Origin of the sequence: Bizionia sediminis, from assembly GCF_042684585.1 — a bacterium.
GTDB classification, from domain to species: domain Bacteria; phylum Bacteroidota; class Bacteroidia; order Flavobacteriales; family Flavobacteriaceae; genus Algorimicrobium; species Algorimicrobium sediminis.
In genome coordinates, this window is the sequence record NZ_JBHULS010000001.1 from 925,497 (window position 1) to 941,039 (window position 15,543).

Annotated in this window: 15 protein-coding genes; 8 read left to right on the top strand and 7 right to left on the bottom strand. The window is 35.9% G+C overall.

Features of this window, described 5'->3' with window-relative positions:
• Position 1: 1 nt before the first annotated feature.
• Together ACFSQP_RS04150 and nadC are read right to left on the bottom strand one after the other, a co-directional pair.
• Complete coding sequence (locus ACFSQP_RS04150; protein WP_376892005.1) at positions 2 to 931, bottom strand: YihY/virulence factor BrkB family protein; 930 nt, start codon at positions 929 to 931, stop codon at positions 2 to 4.
• A gap of 100 nt (positions 932 to 1,031) precedes the next feature.
• Positions 1,032 to 1,889: a carboxylating nicotinate-nucleotide diphosphorylase gene (nadC, locus tag ACFSQP_RS04155; protein ID WP_376892007.1), complete on the bottom strand. Its 858-nt coding sequence runs from the start codon at positions 1,887 to 1,889 to the stop codon at positions 1,032 to 1,034.
• 222 nt (positions 1,890 to 2,111) lie between these two features.
• Between nadC and rlmH the strand changes: the two genes are divergently transcribed.
• Complete coding sequence (gene rlmH / locus ACFSQP_RS04160; RefSeq protein ID WP_376892008.1) at positions 2,112 to 2,585, top strand: 23S rRNA (pseudouridine(1915)-N(3))-methyltransferase RlmH; 474 nt, start codon at positions 2,112 to 2,114, stop codon at positions 2,583 to 2,585.
• 14 nt (positions 2,586 to 2,599) lie between these two features.
• Here the strand turns inward: rlmH and hpf are convergent, their stop codons facing one another.
• A complete protein-coding gene (gene hpf / locus ACFSQP_RS04165) occupies positions 2,600 to 2,899 on the bottom strand; it encodes a ribosome hibernation-promoting factor, HPF/YfiA family (RefSeq protein ID WP_376892011.1) in 300 nt (99 codons plus the stop codon).
• A 154-nt stretch (positions 2,900 to 3,053) separates the two neighbouring features.
• Positions 3,054 to 4,049, bottom strand: coding sequence for a DUF4421 family protein (locus ACFSQP_RS04170; RefSeq protein ID WP_376892013.1), 996 nt, complete (start codon positions 4,047 to 4,049; stop codon positions 3,054 to 3,056).
• Between the two features lie 77 nt (positions 4,050 to 4,126).
• Here ACFSQP_RS04170 and ACFSQP_RS04175 point away from each other — a divergent pair, with 77 nt between their 5' ends.
• On the top strand, positions 4,127 to 4,702 hold the full coding sequence (locus tag ACFSQP_RS04175) for a non-canonical purine NTP diphosphatase (protein ID WP_376892014.1): 576 nt from the start codon (positions 4,127 to 4,129) through the stop codon (positions 4,700 to 4,702).
• 92 nt (positions 4,703 to 4,794) lie between these two features.
• Complete coding sequence (locus ACFSQP_RS04180; protein ID WP_376892016.1) at positions 4,795 to 6,057, top strand: PKD domain-containing protein; 1,263 nt, start codon at positions 4,795 to 4,797, stop codon at positions 6,055 to 6,057.
• A gap of 8 nt (positions 6,058 to 6,065) precedes the next feature.
• On the opposite strand, the gene ACFSQP_RS04185 is transcribed toward ACFSQP_RS04180, so the two are convergent.
• The gene (locus tag ACFSQP_RS04185; protein ID WP_376892017.1) at positions 6,066 to 7,025 is read right to left on the bottom strand and encodes a mechanosensitive ion channel family protein; all 960 of its coding nucleotides are present in this window, start codon (positions 7,023 to 7,025) and stop codon (positions 6,066 to 6,068) included.
• A gap of 944 nt (positions 7,026 to 7,969) precedes the next feature.
• On the opposite strand from ACFSQP_RS04185, the gene ACFSQP_RS04190 reads away from it, so the two are divergent.
• The 5 genes from ACFSQP_RS04190 to ACFSQP_RS04210 all read left to right on the top strand — a co-directional run bounded on the left by ACFSQP_RS04190 (position 7,970) and on the right by ACFSQP_RS04210 (position 13,454).
• Positions 7,970 to 9,691, top strand: a complete 1,722-nt coding sequence (locus ACFSQP_RS04190) for a hypothetical protein (protein ID WP_376892018.1) — start codon at positions 7,970 to 7,972, stop codon at positions 9,689 to 9,691.
• 240 nt (positions 9,692 to 9,931) lie between these two features.
• Complete coding sequence (locus ACFSQP_RS04195; protein ID WP_376892021.1) at positions 9,932 to 11,752, top strand: DEAD/DEAH box helicase; 1,821 nt, start codon at positions 9,932 to 9,934, stop codon at positions 11,750 to 11,752.
• Positions 11,753 to 11,838: 86 nt separating this feature from the next.
• A complete protein-coding gene (locus ACFSQP_RS04200) occupies positions 11,839 to 12,615 on the top strand; it encodes a carboxypeptidase-like regulatory domain-containing protein (RefSeq protein WP_376892022.1) in 777 nt (258 codons plus the stop codon).
• Between the two features lie 290 nt (positions 12,616 to 12,905).
• Positions 12,906 to 13,199 (top strand): Bor family protein, encoded by a 294-nt coding sequence (locus tag ACFSQP_RS04205; RefSeq protein ID WP_376892023.1) that lies wholly within the window; start codon positions 12,906 to 12,908, stop codon positions 13,197 to 13,199.
• Between the two features lie 51 nt (positions 13,200 to 13,250).
• Complete coding sequence (locus ACFSQP_RS04210; RefSeq protein WP_376892024.1) at positions 13,251 to 13,454, top strand: hypothetical protein; 204 nt, start codon at positions 13,251 to 13,253, stop codon at positions 13,452 to 13,454.
• A gap of 95 nt (positions 13,455 to 13,549) precedes the next feature.
• On the opposite strand, the gene ACFSQP_RS04215 is transcribed toward ACFSQP_RS04210, so the two are convergent.
• Together ACFSQP_RS04215 and ACFSQP_RS04220 are read right to left on the bottom strand one after the other, a co-directional pair.
• On the bottom strand, positions 13,550 to 14,206 hold the full coding sequence (locus ACFSQP_RS04215) for a TrmH family RNA methyltransferase (RefSeq protein WP_376892025.1): 657 nt from the start codon (positions 14,204 to 14,206) through the stop codon (positions 13,550 to 13,552).
• Positions 14,207 to 14,255: 49 nt separating this feature from the next.
• On the bottom strand, positions 14,256 to 15,461 hold the full coding sequence (locus ACFSQP_RS04220; protein ID WP_376892026.1) for a CHRD domain-containing protein: 1,206 nt from the start codon (positions 15,459 to 15,461) through the stop codon (positions 14,256 to 14,258).
• Positions 15,462 to 15,543: the final 82 nt, after the last annotated feature.

The following is a 15,543-nucleotide window of genomic DNA, read 5'->3' on the forward strand; positions in this document are numbered from 1 at the left end:
ATTAATACTCTTTTTTTAACCGGTTTAAAGAAGCGTTAAGTTCGTAACCTAACAGTAAAATATTGCTATTAAGCCATAAATAAAACAGCAAAATTAACAGCGCACCAATAGAGCCGTACAGCTCATTATATTTGGAAAAATGTTCAATATACACACCAAATAAATAGGATGTTACCACAATTAAAAAGGTGGTAAACAAAGCGCCTACCGAAAAAAACCTAGACGCTTTTCCTTCTGTTGTACCAAAATAATACAAAACCGCGGTAGCTAGATAAATCATGGTTATTAAAAACAGAAATTTTGCCACATACACCCACATAGTAGTGGTATCTTTGTCCACGTAGCCATACATTTCTAGATTTCCAATTATATAAATTTGAAAATACCCAAAAACAGCCACGGTAATAATGGATAAGAAAGCCAAAATCAAAGCCACCCCAAGGGCATACACATATTGTTTAAATACGTTTCTAGCTAATTGCTCATGATACGAACTTTCAAAACCAGCAAAAACTGCGCTAATACCATTGGCCATTAACACAATAGAAATTAATAATACCGAGGATAACAAACCACCTCGCTCCGTACTATCGATATTTTCAAAAATATTTGAAAAGAAAAATTCTGATGTTGTTGGTGGCAGATACGAATTTAAAAAGGCTTGAAATTCCAATTTAAAATCGGTAATTGGTATATAGGGTATAATGATTAGGATGAAAAGTAAAAACGGGAAAATAGCGGTAAAAAAATTGAAGGCAATAGCGCTAGCGCGTGTTGTTATGGCACCTTTTAGAATACCAATAATATACAATTCCATTAAATCGTACACCGATAAACCTTCCAGACCTGGTAGTTTTATTTTTTTTAATAGTCTAACCAAAATATTTACCACTGGTATTTTAGCTAGTTTTTTCTCTACCGATTCCGACATCTTGTTTTTTTAGTTTTATACCTTGCCATGGCGATATTTTTAAAGCCAAGGTGTGTATTCGCCAATGTTTAAACTTACCTTATTACTGGGTTGTTTCCGGCTAAACTGCCTTCAAACTTAAATCCATATTATACACCGAATGCGTTAATGCACCTGAAGAAATATAATTAACACCACACTCGGCATATTTTCTAATGGTACGCTCTGTAATGCCACCAGAACTCTCGGTTAAGCATGTGTTACCAATTAATGCTACCGCTTTTTTGGTGTCCTCGTAATTAAAGTTATCAATTAAAATACGGTAAACACCATCGGTTTTTAATATTTCAGCCACTTCTTCCAAATTTCTGGCCTCTACAATTATTTTTAAGTCCTTGTTGTTTTCTTTTAAATAGGCTTTCGTTTTTTCAATAGCTTTCGTAATACCGCCTGCAAAATCTATGTGATTATCTTTAAGCATAATCATATCGTAAAGTGCGAAGCGGTGGTTTTCGCCACCACCAATTTTTACCGCCCATTTTTCTAGAGCGCGAATGCCGGGTGTGGTTTTTCGGGTATCTAATATTTTGGTGTTGGTTCCTTCCAACAGGCTTACAAACTGCTTGGTTTTAGTGGCAATTGCACTCATGCGCTGCATGGCATTTAGCACCAAACGTTCGGCCTTTAAAATGGACTGTGAAGGGCCTGCCACATAAAATACCACATCGCCTTCTTTAACAACATGCCCATCGGGAATTAATATTTCCATTTGTAAAGCTGGATCTACGTAATTAAAAACTTGCTTCGCAAAATCAACACCCGCTATAATGCCGTTGTCCTTTACTAATAATTTTGCTTTACCTGTTGCCGTGTCTGGAATACAGGCCAAAGAACTATGATCGCCATCGCCCACATCTTCCCGGATGGCATTGGCTATTATTAAATCTATTTCCGTTTTAAATTGTGCTGCACTTATCATATTCCCATTAATTTAAGATATCACGAAAATATAGCATTTTTAACAAATTAGAACAGAATACCCCTAAAAAAAACAAGGGAAAGCCGCTTACTGCGGCAGCAAACTACTACATACTTGGCCCAATTAATTTAAAGCATTATTTGTTCGAATCTGCCTGCCGGATTTAGCAAGCGTCTGCCAATAAAAATAAATTTGTTTTATTTAAAAATAATACATTTGCATATGACCATTAAATTACTCGCCATTGGCAAAACCGACAACAAACTGTTGGCCAGTTTAATAACTGATTACCAAAACAGATTGGGCCATTATATTAAGTTTGAATTTGAAATAATACCCGATTTAAAAAAGGTAAAGCATTTAAGTGAAACACAGCAAAAAGAAAAAGAAGGCGCCTTAATTTTATCCAAATTAGCTGCCACGGACACGCTTATTTTGTTGGACGAAAAAGGGAAACAAATGCACTCAATTGCCTTTTCAGAATACCTTCAAAAGTACATGAACTCGGGTATAAAGCAATTGGTATTTGTTATTGGTGGCCCCTATGGGTTTTCGGAAGCGGTTTATAACAAAGCACAAGGTATGTTGTCTTTATCTAAAATGACATTTTCTCACCAAATGATACGGTTGTTTATAGTAGAACAGTTTTATCGTGCATTTACCATTCTAAAAAACGAACCGTATCATCATAGGTAAGACTTTAAGTATATTTATTTTACAGAAAAAGTATGCTTGCGTTTTTTAAGCTGTTTTTCTAAATCGCTGATTGTTTCTTTTACGGCAGCTTCAAAATTCTTTTCATTGGAAATAGCATAAATACGCGGCCCAGGTAAGCTTAACTCCATACTGCAAATAAAACCTGTATCCTTGGTGCTGTTTTCTTTTTTAAATTGCACATCGCAATTAATTAACCAGTCGTATTTTTTAATAAGCGATTGTAATTTTTCTCTGGTGAACGCTGATAATGATTCACTGGTATCTAAGTTTACATATTGAAAATTTATTGTCATAATGTATCGTGTTTTTATGTTATTAATTACTCAAATATACTATCCTAATTAGGCATTAAAAATGATAAAACTCATAGTTTATTAAGCCTATAATCTTTCTTCTCTAAAAATAGCATTTAAAAGCTTATTTGCTAATAAATTATAAAAGGATTAACTATTTCTCCTTTTTTTTGGCCTTTAATTTATAGCCAAAAGCCAATTTAGCCTTGCTTAAACTAAATTGTTGGGTATTGTCATAGCCCAAACTAGTGGCATAGGCGCTGCCATCGTAAATTAAACTGACGTAAAAGCGCTCCACATCGTACACCAAAGCTGCTGTATAATCCAATTTAAATAAAAACGGTTTACCGGGTTTATAACTATCTGTTAAGGTGGTTACTTTTTTATTCACAATGCCAATTCCAGGCATAATATTAAAGGAGGCAATGATATTTTTTGGTAACATAAAGGCCGAAATAAATCCGCCCAATAGGCCAACAGATTGCGAGCTGTAGCGTTTAACGTGACCTTGCGTGTTATAATTTTCACGTCCTAAACTAGACAGAACGCCGTTATTACCCGAGAAATAATCGTGTATTCCAAAAAAGCCCAGACCACCTGTTAGGTATACGCTTTTGTTGCGTTGCGCTAAACCTGCTTTTAGCAACGCAAAGGAAAACTCTATTTCCGAGAGCATAAACAAGTAATTAAAGCCTACCGTTGTAGATTTTATGTCGCTTCTAAACACCGTTGGATCGTTATAATTGTTGCGCACATTAAAACCTTTGTATGTTTGAATAGACAACCCCACTAAATGATTTTTTCCAAGAATGGTAGTACCCTGCAAATCGAAACGGTTGGTTATTTCTTCTTTGTTTGTTTTTAAATTGAAGGCTATATCGACTATTATTTTCCGACTGGCAAACCCAAAACCAATCCCAAACTGATTATTAGGGATAAAACGGGTTTTAGAATCGGCATCGCGCAAGGTAAAGCGTTTTACTTTGTAATTTGAAAACACCCGAAGTGAATAATTAGATAAATCGCGATCAATTAGCATGCTATCTACCACTTTAACCACTTTTGAAGAATCTGCTATTTTAAATATTTGTGATTGTGCGGTAAAACCAACCAATAAAAAACTTATTAACCAAACCGAAGTTTTATGCATACAGGCTTAAAGGTATTAGAAGATACAGAATTTGAACTACATTTGTAAAAAGTTAAAAATACGCTTAATTATAAAATATGCAACTCGTTTTTGCCACAAACAATTTAAATAAAATAAAAGAAGTCCAACACTTAATACCCAAACATATTAAGGTTTTAAGTTTAGCCGATATAGGCTGCCATGAGGATATACCAGAAACCCAGGACACTATAAAAGGTAACGCTATTCAAAAAGTAGATTATATAAAAACACATTATGGGTACGATTGTTTTGCAGACGACACCGGTCTGGAAGTTACAGCCTTGCATGGTGAACCGGGTGTGTATTCTGCCCGTTATGCTGGCCCGCAACGCAACGCAGATGACAACATGACGAAACTACTTAAAAATTTAGAAAATCACAGCAATCGTTCTGCGCAATTTAAAACGGTTATAGCCTTACAAATAAACGGCCAGTTACACACATTTACAGGCATTTGCAAAGGCGAAATTACCACCAACAAATCGGGTACAGAAGGCTTTGGCTACGATCCTATTTTTAAAGCCGTTGGCCATACCAAAACGTTTGCACAAATAAGTTTGGAAGAAAAAAACCAAATTGGACACAGAGGTAAGGCCGTAAAAAAATTAGTAGCTTTTTTAAATACCCTTTAGTAACTAATTAAAAATGGTGTTTTTTATGTCGCCTACACCCTAAAACGTTTATTACTAAAATGACGGCTGTAGTCAAGAAACAAATATTACTTATGAAATATCTAATTGTTAGCATTACCATTTTTTTACTTACCACGACGCAAATTTTTGGTCAGACTACTAAAAAAGTACTTTTTCTTGGCAATAGTTATACGGCCTATAATAATTTACCTAACATGGTAAGTAATATGGCCCTCAGTACAGGCGACAACCTAATTTATGACGCCCATACACCTGGTGGTTATCGGTTTATAAACCATGCTACCAACACAATCAGTTTAGAAAAAATAAATGCCAATTCATGGGATTATGTGGTGTTACAAGCCCAGAGTCAGGAAACAGCCTTCCCAGAAAGCTATAAAGAAAACGAGTTGTACCCCTACGCCTCGCAATTAAGCCAAGCTATTCGAAATAGCAATACATGCGCGCAACCTTTGTTTTACATGACTTGGGGCAGAGAAAATGGCGATTCAAGCAATTGTCCAGATATGCCGTGGATGTGCACCTATGAAGGTATGGACAATGCCATATACACTACTTATATGTTTATGGCTGCTACCAACCAAGCTAAAGTATCTCCGGTTGGTGCCCTTTGGCGCTATTTACGCACCCAAAACCCAAGTATAAACTTATATACCAACGATGGCTCGCACCCATCGGTAGTTGGTTCCTACGCAGCAGCCTGCGCATTTTACACCCTTATTTATCAAAAAGATCCTACTCAAATAACATGGCATTCTAGCTTACCCCTGGAACAAGCAAATACAATTAAAACCGCAGCGAAATTGGTTGTTTTCGATAACCTGTCGGATTGGAATTTTACGGTTAACCCTGCATGGGCCAATTTTACAAGCACCGTAACAGCCAGCACCGTTGCCTTTACCAATACTAGTGCTGACTACGATTCGGTGTTATGGGAATTTGGCGATGGTAACACTTCTACATTAAGTAATCCTGTGCATACCTATGCTTCAGTAGGCGCTTATACCGTAACTTTAACAGTTAGAAAATGTGACCAAGTTAATCGTAAAGTTGAGACCATTGAAATAACCAGTTTAGCAACAGAAGCTATTACCAAAAAGGCTTTAAAAATTTACCCAAACCCAACAAACAGTACTTTATATATTGTGTTACCCAATACTTACAATCAGCTAAATGTATTCATAACCGATATAATAGGAAAGCTTGTTGTTAAGAAAAATTACCACCAAGTTAATCAGTTTAATATGTCTGTTAACGCGCTAAAGCCTGGTGTATATGTATTAAAAATTCATTCAGACAATGCTTTTTACACGCAACGTATTGTTATAAAGTAATTCGGACATTATCGGTTTGTGCCTTCTGGAAACTGTACTTTATTTGGAGCTGCGTTTAATAGAGGTAAGGCGAGACGCAAAATTCTATTTCTTCGGCCGGTAGCATCTTTTGGCATCACCGGATACGAAATAACAGCTTCCATCCAAGCATAGGCGTTTACCCTAAAATAAACTTCGGGCTGCCACCCTTGTTTTTTTTGCCTGTAATGTTCGGGGTACGCTACTTTAAAATCGGTGTTGGCAGCTTCCAATAAACAAGACTCTACAAATTGTATATCGCTTGAATAAGCAATTTGAATTGGTGTTTCATTCCAAATAAAAGGCGCTTCAGAACCAGAATAATTTATAATTTCCTCCCGAAGAATTAAGCTATTAGGAAACCTAATTATACGGCCGCTGCTTCTATCATTACCCAAATAATCACCGCTACATTCCATAATAGAGGTATCTAAATAACCTATTTCTACAACATCGCCTCGAAAAGATTTAATTTGAATTCTATCGCCTACCAAATAAGAGCGTCTAAAAATTAAATACACCCAAGCAATAAACGAGGAAATGGGCGCTTGTAGTGCAAAACCAACAACCAAAGAAATAAGTCCGAAACTTACCACGGCTGCAACAATATTCTGAAATAAAAAGGAGGCCACTACTATTAAACTGCACACCAATGCTAAAAATCTAACAATACGTAATAGGTTATACCTATCGCCTTCCAAATGATCTTGTTTGTGAATAATTTTAGCAACTACCCTACTTATTAATAGGATTATACAGATTAAACATAAACTTAAAACTAAATTTCTAATAAAGGGCAAATACGTTTGGTACGTATCAAAAAAGGCCAAATTTAGTATGTAATACAAGGTAATAAGTACAGCAGCAATAACACTGTAAACACGTATCCAATGTCTGTTATTATTTATTTTCATAAACGGAATATCTAATACAATAGGCAAATTACCCATAAAGTATAACTTTTAATTGTATTTGCGGAAATAAAATCTATTTAAAATTAAAAACTGAAACAAACTTGCCAGGCCTACAAATAAAATAGAAAACAGGGTATAATTTTAGTGGTAATACACAAGCTACATAGCCTACTTTTGAAGTTATTTAAACTTCTGTTTTTTAAATAGTTAAAATAAGTTAAACATATTTGGAAAGCTACCCTTTAAGGGCTATCTTTAAACTTTAATTAAGCAAATTTAATTTTAAGAACATGTTAAACAATCCTTTACTAGTAACGAAAATGTTGCAGCAACAGGTAATTATTGCTTTGTTTTGTTCTAACGTTTGCGCTGCTATCTCCAAAAAGCGAAAAGTCTTCCTGAAGTAATCAGGCTTTATGCGGATGCCTGACCCTTTTTTTAGTTTTCAAATTTAAGTACTATTCAGGTGCTTGGTTGCTAAATAAACGCATGGAATGCACCTTCAAGCACCATTTGTAGTTTACCAATTATTATTAATATTTTAATTTACATATTATGGCAGTTTTACGTAAAAAGCTTTCAAAAGAAGAAATTCAAGCTAAAAGACAAGAAAAAATTCTTAAAAAGTTAGAAGAAAAGAAAATGAAAAAACGCAAATCGCGCGCTTAAGTTAATTGCAATAAACACATTTTTTACACATTGCAACCTATTTGCAAATAGATTAATACCATACCAAGAAACCAGAGCTAAACCCTCTGGTTTTTTTATGCGGTTTTAACTAAAAAGAAAACATGGTTACTGCCACAAAACAGTCATTATTTTTTGTATCACATCCCAGAATTGAAATACTATGATACCCAATAAACACGTATTTTTAAAAGGATTTATTTACATAAATTTTATCTATTATTGTTTTGGCAGTAGTTTTTTTTAGGTAAATTGAAACTCCAGAAATCATTTTTTCAAAAACAAGCAACCTATTGAAAAACAACACTTTAATTTCTAATATTTCATTCTATTCGTTTTTTGTTAAATACTCTTTAATGGAAAACTATGGGTTTTTGGGTGGTTTTTCAAGCCGTATTTTTAAAAAATTCATTCCCGATATTCCAGAAAAAAACACCATTGAATTTTATTTTAAAACTGAAATTGACAAAGGGCAACAAGCCACATTATCCGCAAACATTCAAAGTTTTCTAACAAATTCAGAAAATAAAATTGCTATTTCTCAAGATTTAGATCGGGCTATTACGGCTTTATCGCTAAAAATAGTATCCTATGGTTTAGATTATAAATTTCAAACCTACTTCAAAAAATTGGGTATAAATTCTAGCTGTTATAAAACACTACTTTATCAAGCTAGTAATCTTTCTAAACATGGTAGTTGTCAAGCAGAGGCATTTCACGATAGTTTAGATGCCATACATACCACCATTAAAAAATTGCGAAAAAACAAAAACATAATTGGCACCTCTCTGCATTTAACGGTGGTAACCAAAAATTTAATAAATTACAAAAGACGCATTAAAACCTTACTCGATTTAAAAAATGAGCTGCATACAGCATCAAAATGGGATTTTTTAATAGCGGATTATATTACCTATAACAAAGAAAAAAATAGTTTATCCAAATATTTTATTGCACATACAGATTTATTGGCCTTGGAAATAGTGGAACACACAGCTCAAAAAGGCGAAAAATATGTAGCAGACGATACCAAGGAATATTATACATTTTTTAAAAAAGGCTTACTAGGCGGTTTTATAATAGCCATATTTACACTATTTAAAATTTTAATAAGCGCCCATGTAGAAGGCACCTTGCCACAGGCCTTCTTATTTAGCATAAACTATGCGCTTTGTTTTATTATTGTTTTTTTGGTTGGCGGCACAATTGCAACCAAACAACCTGCCATGACGGCTTCTACAATTGCCAAGCATATAGACAAGGATGGCGACTTAAAAGTAGATTCGCTGCAGGACATTATTATGTTACTCCGTAAAATTTCTCGCAGTCAGTTTATTTCTCTTATGGGTAATTTTCTTATGGCTTTATCAATTGGAACTGTTATAGCCATCATTTTAAATTTAGCATCCAATATAGAAGTAGTGTCTACTTACAAAGCTATTAAATTGGTAAACGATGTGTTTCCTATTTCTGGAGGTGCCTTGTATTTTGCAGCTATTGCCGGTGTATTTCTAGCTATCTCCGGTTTTATTTCTGGATATTTCGACAATAAAGTGAAAGCCATACAACTGGCTTACCGCATTCAGCATAATAGTTTTTTAAGTCGTTTCTTTTCGCAAGATGCATTGCTAAACATAGCTTTGGTAATAGAGCGAAACCTTGGTATTTATGCCGGTAATATTAGTCTTGGTTTTTTTCTTGGTTCGGCCTTTTTAGCCTCTTATATATTGCCATTTCCAGTGGACATAAGGCATATAGCATTTAGTTCTGCTAATATAGGATATGGTTTTGTAAATCACAGTTTTGCCTTTAGCACTATTGCAATGGCTGTAACCAGCGTACTTTTTATAGGACTAATAAACTTTATTGTTAGTTTTTCTATAACCTTTTTATTGGTACTAAAATCCCGTGGTGTAAAAATTAAAAAACTCGGACAAGTTTTTCGCTTAAGTATTAAAGATTTTATAACAAATCCGTTAGCCTATATAGTTATTAAAAACACACCTAAAAAATAAGCCACCGTTTCAATTTATTGAGGCTTAATTCGTTTCCAAAAAACCATCCATAAACATTCGCTTACAAAATCTGCTGAAATTAAAAATAAAAAACTACCTTTGCACGAAATTTAACAGCAACAAAAAATGCTGCTAAAAAATTCCTCAAGGTGAGGATGTGTTGCTGGAAGTTTAGGTTAAGTACGTCGATTCTCTTCTGTTGTAACACTGCAAGATATAATCGATTACTTATAAAAACGAATGAATACATTCCAAGATTTAGGTCTTAATCCAGACCTACTACAAGCTATTACGGATATGGGTTTTGAAACACCCAGCGACATCCAAAACAAAGCAATCCCAGTTTTATTAGAGCAAGACACAGATTTAGTGGCTTTAGCCCAAACAGGTACTGGAAAAACTGCAGCCTTTGGCTTTCCAATGTTACAAAAAATACATTTGGAGAGTCGCACAACGCAAGGGCTTATACTATCGCCAACACGAGAGTTGTGTTTGCAAATTTCCAACGAACTTAAAGCATACGGCAAATATTGTAAAGGCCTAAATGTGGTAGCTATTTATGGTGGTGCTAGTATAACGGACCAAGCACGCGATGTTAAAAGAGGTGCCCAGATTATTGTGGCAACTCCGGGCCGGATGAAGGATATGATAAAACGCCGATTGGTGGATATTTCTAAAATAGAATATGCTGTTTTAGATGAAGCCGACGAAATGCTAAACATGGGCTTTAAAGAGGACATTACCGATATTTTAGCGCATACCCCAGAAGAAAAAAATACTTGGTTATTTTCGGCAACCATGCCAAAAGAAGTAGCAAATATTGCAAAACATTTTATGGTTAGTCCGGTTGAAATTACCGTGGGAAATAAAAACGAAAGTACCAACCAGGTAACACACGAGTATTACCTAGTTAATGCGCGCGATCGTTACGCGGCCTTAAAACGTTTGGCAGATGCCAATCCAGATATTTTTTCGGTAATTTTTTGCCGAACAAAACGCGACACCCAAAAAATTGCCGAACAACTTATTGAAGATGGATATAGTGCAGGCGCTTTGCATGGCGACTTAAGCCAAAATCAACGCGATTTGGTAATGAAATCGTTTCGAAACCAGCAAATTCAAATGCTTGTAGCTACAGATGTAGCAGCACGTGGTATAGATGTAGATGATATTACCCATGTTATTAATTACCAATTACCAGACGAACCTGAAGTGTACACGCACCGCTCTGGACGAACTGGAAGAGCCGGTAAAACGGGTATCTCTATGGTTATTGTTTCAAAAAGTGAGGTACGTAAAATTAAAAGCATCGAGCGCATTATTAAAAAGGACTTCATTAAAAAGGACATTCCCGATGGTATGGAAATTTGTGAAGTGCAGCTGATGTCTCTTGCCAATAAAATTCACAATACCGAAATTAATCCGGAAATTGAACAATATTTAGAGCGTATAAACACACTGTTTGAAAACACAACCAAAGACGAACTAATTAAAAAGTTTTTTTCAGTAGAATTTACAAGGTTTTATAATTATTACCAAAAATCGCGTATCCAACCCGTATCCGAATCGCGCAGCAGTAACGGCGAAAGCGCCAACGATACCCGCTATTTTATAAACGTGGGCCGTAAGGATGGATACGATTGGATGACATTAAAAGACTTCCTTAAAGAGGTTTTAGAGTTAGGCAGAGACGACGTCTTTAAAGTGGATGTAAAAGATAGCTTTTCATTTTTTACAACAGATAAAAGTTTGCAGGATAAAGTGCTGGCATTCTTTACAGATTTTAAACATGAAGGTCGCTTTGTTAATGTAGAAGTAAGCGAAGACAAAGGTCGCAGTACCAGCAGAAACAAACGCCGTAGTGCTGGAGGTGGTTTTGGCAACAAACGCAAATCCTTTGATGGCGATCGCAAAGAACGCCGGTCCGGTGCAGGACGTGAGCGCAGTGCAGCCTCTGGAAACAGACGTAGCAGACGCTCCGAGGGTAACGACAAGCCAAAAACAGCCAGTTCCCGAAGCGAGTCGCATAGCTTAGACCGTCCGCGACGCTCCAGACGTTAATAGTAACTGTTAATAATACGTAAAATTAAGTACTAAATAAGAAATCTATTTTTTTGTTTAGTACTTTTATGTTTAAATTAGTCCGCATGAAGCAGTACCTTGTATTAATTAGCACCATACTTACCTTATCCTTGGGGTTTTCGCAAACTACCGACACCTACGTAAACGGTGTTATTATAAATGCTTCAGAAGGCGAACCGCTAGAACGGGTAAACATTGTAAACATTACAAAAGTAATTGGAACCACAACCAATGCGGAAGGCGAATTTACTTTGCGGGCATCTGCCAATGACACCTTGCACCTCTCCTATTTAGGATTTAAATCTATTAAAGTAAGAGTGACCAACGATTGGATAAAATTTGGAACCGCTACCATACAACTAAACGAACTTGCATTAGCCCTAGAGGAAGTGGTTATAAATGAGTTTCGCTTAACAGGCATTTTAGAAGTAGATATTCAAAATGTGCCTATTAACAATAACTACCGCTATAGTATATCCGGATTACCATCTACAGGCTACGAAGCCGGAAATAGAAGCAACGCCATAACCAAAGCACTCGGAGCCATATTTAATCCAGCCGATTTTCTGTATAAAATGTTTGGAAGAAATCCGAACGAAATGAAAAAGCTGAAGCAAATGAAACAAGACGATGAAATTAGAAATTTATTGGCTTCGCGTTTCGACAGAGAAATGTTAATGGTTTTACTACAAGTAGATCGGGTGGATTTAGACGAAATTGTAAGACAATGCAATTATTCAGCCGATTTTATAAACAGCGCCAACGATCTTCAAATGCTGGATGCCATAAGCGAATGTTACGAGGAGTACAAAGTGTTAAGCCGAGGTAGAAAAAACCGCTAATTTGCCGCTTTCTAGCCAAACAACACAGGCTGTTACGTGCAGTCGGTTTATCGTAATTGCACAACTTCTTTAAAAGCGAAAAACCTGTACCACAGGCTACAAATACTGCTGCGTATTTTTTAATAGTTTCGCTCTTCCTCAACCGTTCTATTTTTTAAGAAAAATCCTACTTTTTCAAGGTTATTTTCATTTGTAATTTTACACTTATTACTATATTTGAATAACCGGAAAACTGGGCCCAGTGACACGGCAATTTTTTTTTAACCAATAAATCATTAAAACTTAAAATGATGAAAAACCCATTAAAAATGATGGCTGTTTTATTTACAGCCACAATCTTATTATCATCTTGTTACTCGTACACAAGTGTTGTAGGTGAAGGTGCTCAAGGAAACAACGAAACAACTTCTTGGAACCACTATCTTATCTTTGGTTTAGCACCAGCAGGTGTATCCGATTCTAAAGATATGGCTAAAGGCGCCGAAAACTATACCGTTTTTACCAGACAAACTTTTGTTAACGGTTTGGTTGCTGCCATAACTTTTGGTATTTACACACCATCTACAACAACTGTTACAAAATAACAAGTACAGCAGGTTTGTACACGATGCAAACCTGCTAAACTTTTCCCCGTTATGAAAAAATTTGCATTTTACATGTCGGCTTTAATAGCGCTTATGCTTTTAGTAAATATTGCCGAAATACTAATATCCGATTTAAACCGATTAACCGAATATGGCTACGGCTATTTATTTGGGAAAGTAATTTTATTTATATGTTTTTTAGCTATTTCATTGCGAACCAAAAAACATGTGTTTAAACCAAATACACCTTACTAAAGCAAAAAAATATAACACTTAACACCCTACCAAACACGTTTTTAAACCTTCTGTATTAGGTAATAAAGGCACTATAGTTTCTATAAAATACAGGATTATATGTTCTGATAATAGCGTGCCACAACCTCATCGTAGCTTTTTAAGGTCTTTTTTACCCAGTCTAGTCGTTTTTCTAGTTTCTCTTCCTCGGTAAGCTGCCACGAAATAGAGCTTTGTTTAAGTTTGGTAGTTACGTGTTGCAAAATAATTGCAGCCGATACAGAAATATTTAAACTTTCTGTAAAGCCCACCATCGGGATTTTCAAAAAACCATCGGCTGTCTCCAATACGTCTTCAGATAAGCCTTCTGTTTCTCTTCCGAAGAAAAAGCAAGACTTTTTTGTAATATCAAAATCATGCAAATCGCAATCGTTTGTATGCGGTGTGGTAGCAATAATTTGATAACCTTCTTGTTTAATATGCTTTATGGCATCTTTTACACGGTGATGCCTTTTTAAATCCACCCACTTTTGGGCGCCCATAGCAATTTCTCGGTCTATGCGTTTGCTATTGCGTTCCTCAACTATATGCACATTTTGAATACCAAATACGTCGCAGCTTCTTATTACAGCGCTGGTGTTATGCAGCTGATACACATCCTCTGTTGCCACAGTAAAATGCTTGGTACGCCCAGCTAACACCTGCAAGAACTTCTCGCGCCTATGGGTGGTTAAAAACCCTTCTAAATAATTTAGTAACTGCCGATCTATCATCTTTTTCAAATAACTACCATAAACGGCTTAAAACCATTTGCCATAACGTTTAGTTGGCGGCATTAATGCCAATGTTTCCTTGTGCTATAATGGTGTTTAAATTAGTAGCACTTTCGTGCACATTTATATAACCGTCAACCTGCAAAACCGCATTGTAGTCAAAAGCGCTGGCATCGTCTAATTGGGTAATGTTTGTTTGGCTTTTGCCAGTATCGCCATTAACGGGATTAAAACTTAAAATAACCGGTCCTGTTGTGCTTATGTTATTGGCATGAATATGAGCCGGATGCATAAGCCCTGCTGTGGTATTTTCCAGTTCTATAACCGCCAACGCGTTACCGTTTTCACGCTTAAAAAATGTAGCTGTTCCTTGTACGCCTGGTACATCCAGTTCATTAAGTGGATAGGACACAAATTCGCCCGTTAAACCATTTTTACCAATATCGCCCTGTGCCACAATAGTTCCTAAATCTGTTTCGCTTGCATGAACATTTACATAACCATTAAACGTTACCACATTACTATAGTTAAAAGGTGTTCCATCATCAAGCATGGAAAGGTTTGTGCGGCTTACACCGGTATCGCCACTCACAGGATTAAATGTAAAGGCAATAGCGCCTCCTTCCAGCGCTGTGTTATTGTGTATATGCGCTGGATGCACACTGCCAGCAACCGTATTTAATAATTCAATACGGGCTAGAGCTTCGCCATTTTTACGTTCAGAAAATTTAATACTTCCACTAATCCCTGGGACATCGCGCGTATTTAAACTGTATGTTTTTGTGGTACCAGTTAATTCGTTCTGCCCAATATCTGCTTGTGCTATTATAGTTGCGGTACTACTAATATCCGTACGAATATCTATAAAACCGTCAAAATCCAATAAGGTTTCGTAAGTGATGTCAGAGCCATCGTTTAGAGTTGAAAAAGTGGTTTTACTTCGTCCTGTGGCACTACTAACATCTGTTAAATCCACTACCACGGCCCCACCTTCTGCCGCAGTATTAAATCGAATGCTAGCCGGATAAAATTCAGTTCCAGTGGTTCCCGATAATTTAATTTCTATACTTACCGAAGCATCCTCATTTTTTATAAGTCGCGCTTCTCCCGTTATAGCCGGATTATTAATAGCAGTAAAGGTATAGGTTGTAGCTATTAGTTTGGAATCGATACGCGAAATGTTATCATCGCTAGCACAATTAAACGCTAATAGCAAACCTGTTAGGTAAGCAAACAATTTAAAGGACTGTTTCATATAAGGGTTTTAAAGATGCCCTAAATTTACAATTTTAACTAACATTTAAAAATGGAAAGGTATTTTATCTCTATTTTTAAAC

What these genes read in the sequence shown, in the direction of transcription:
- ACFSQP_RS04200 (WP_376892022.1), top strand. Translation starts at nt 11,839, where the DNA reads ATGAAGCAGTACCTTGTATTAATTAGCACCATACTTACCTTATCCTTG.
- ACFSQP_RS04150 (WP_376892005.1), bottom strand. Translation starts at nt 931, where the DNA reads ATGTCGGAATCGGTAGAGAAAAAACTAGCTAAAATACCAGTGGTAAAT.
- ACFSQP_RS04180 (WP_376892016.1), top strand. Translation starts at nt 4,795, where the DNA reads ATGAAATATCTAATTGTTAGCATTACCATTTTTTTACTTACCACGACG.
- ACFSQP_RS04205 (WP_376892023.1), top strand. Translation starts at nt 12,906, where the DNA reads ATGAAAAACCCATTAAAAATGATGGCTGTTTTATTTACAGCCACAATC.
- ACFSQP_RS04195 (WP_376892021.1), top strand. Translation starts at nt 9,932, where the DNA reads ATGAATACATTCCAAGATTTAGGTCTTAATCCAGACCTACTACAAGCT.
- rlmH (WP_376892008.1), top strand. Translation starts at nt 2,112, where the DNA reads ATGACCATTAAATTACTCGCCATTGGCAAAACCGACAACAAACTGTTG.
- ACFSQP_RS04185 (WP_376892017.1), bottom strand. Translation starts at nt 7,025, where the DNA reads ATGGGTAATTTGCCTATTGTATTAGATATTCCGTTTATGAAAATAAAT.
- ACFSQP_RS04210 (WP_376892024.1), top strand. Translation starts at nt 13,251, where the DNA reads ATGAAAAAATTTGCATTTTACATGTCGGCTTTAATAGCGCTTATGCTT.
- hpf (WP_376892011.1), bottom strand. Translation starts at nt 2,899, where the DNA reads ATGACAATAAATTTTCAATATGTAAACTTAGATACCAGTGAATCATTA.
- ACFSQP_RS04220 (WP_376892026.1), bottom strand. Translation starts at nt 15,461, where the DNA reads ATGAAACAGTCCTTTAAATTGTTTGCTTACCTAACAGGTTTGCTATTA.
- ACFSQP_RS04170 (WP_376892013.1), bottom strand. Translation starts at nt 4,049, where the DNA reads ATGCATAAAACTTCGGTTTGGTTAATAAGTTTTTTATTGGTTGGTTTT.
- ACFSQP_RS04215 (WP_376892025.1), bottom strand. Translation starts at nt 14,206, where the DNA reads ATGATAGATCGGCAGTTACTAAATTATTTAGAAGGGTTTTTAACCACC.
- nadC (WP_376892007.1), bottom strand. Translation starts at nt 1,889, where the DNA reads ATGATAAGTGCAGCACAATTTAAAACGGAAATAGATTTAATAATAGCC.
- ACFSQP_RS04175 (WP_376892014.1), top strand. Translation starts at nt 4,127, where the DNA reads ATGCAACTCGTTTTTGCCACAAACAATTTAAATAAAATAAAAGAAGTC.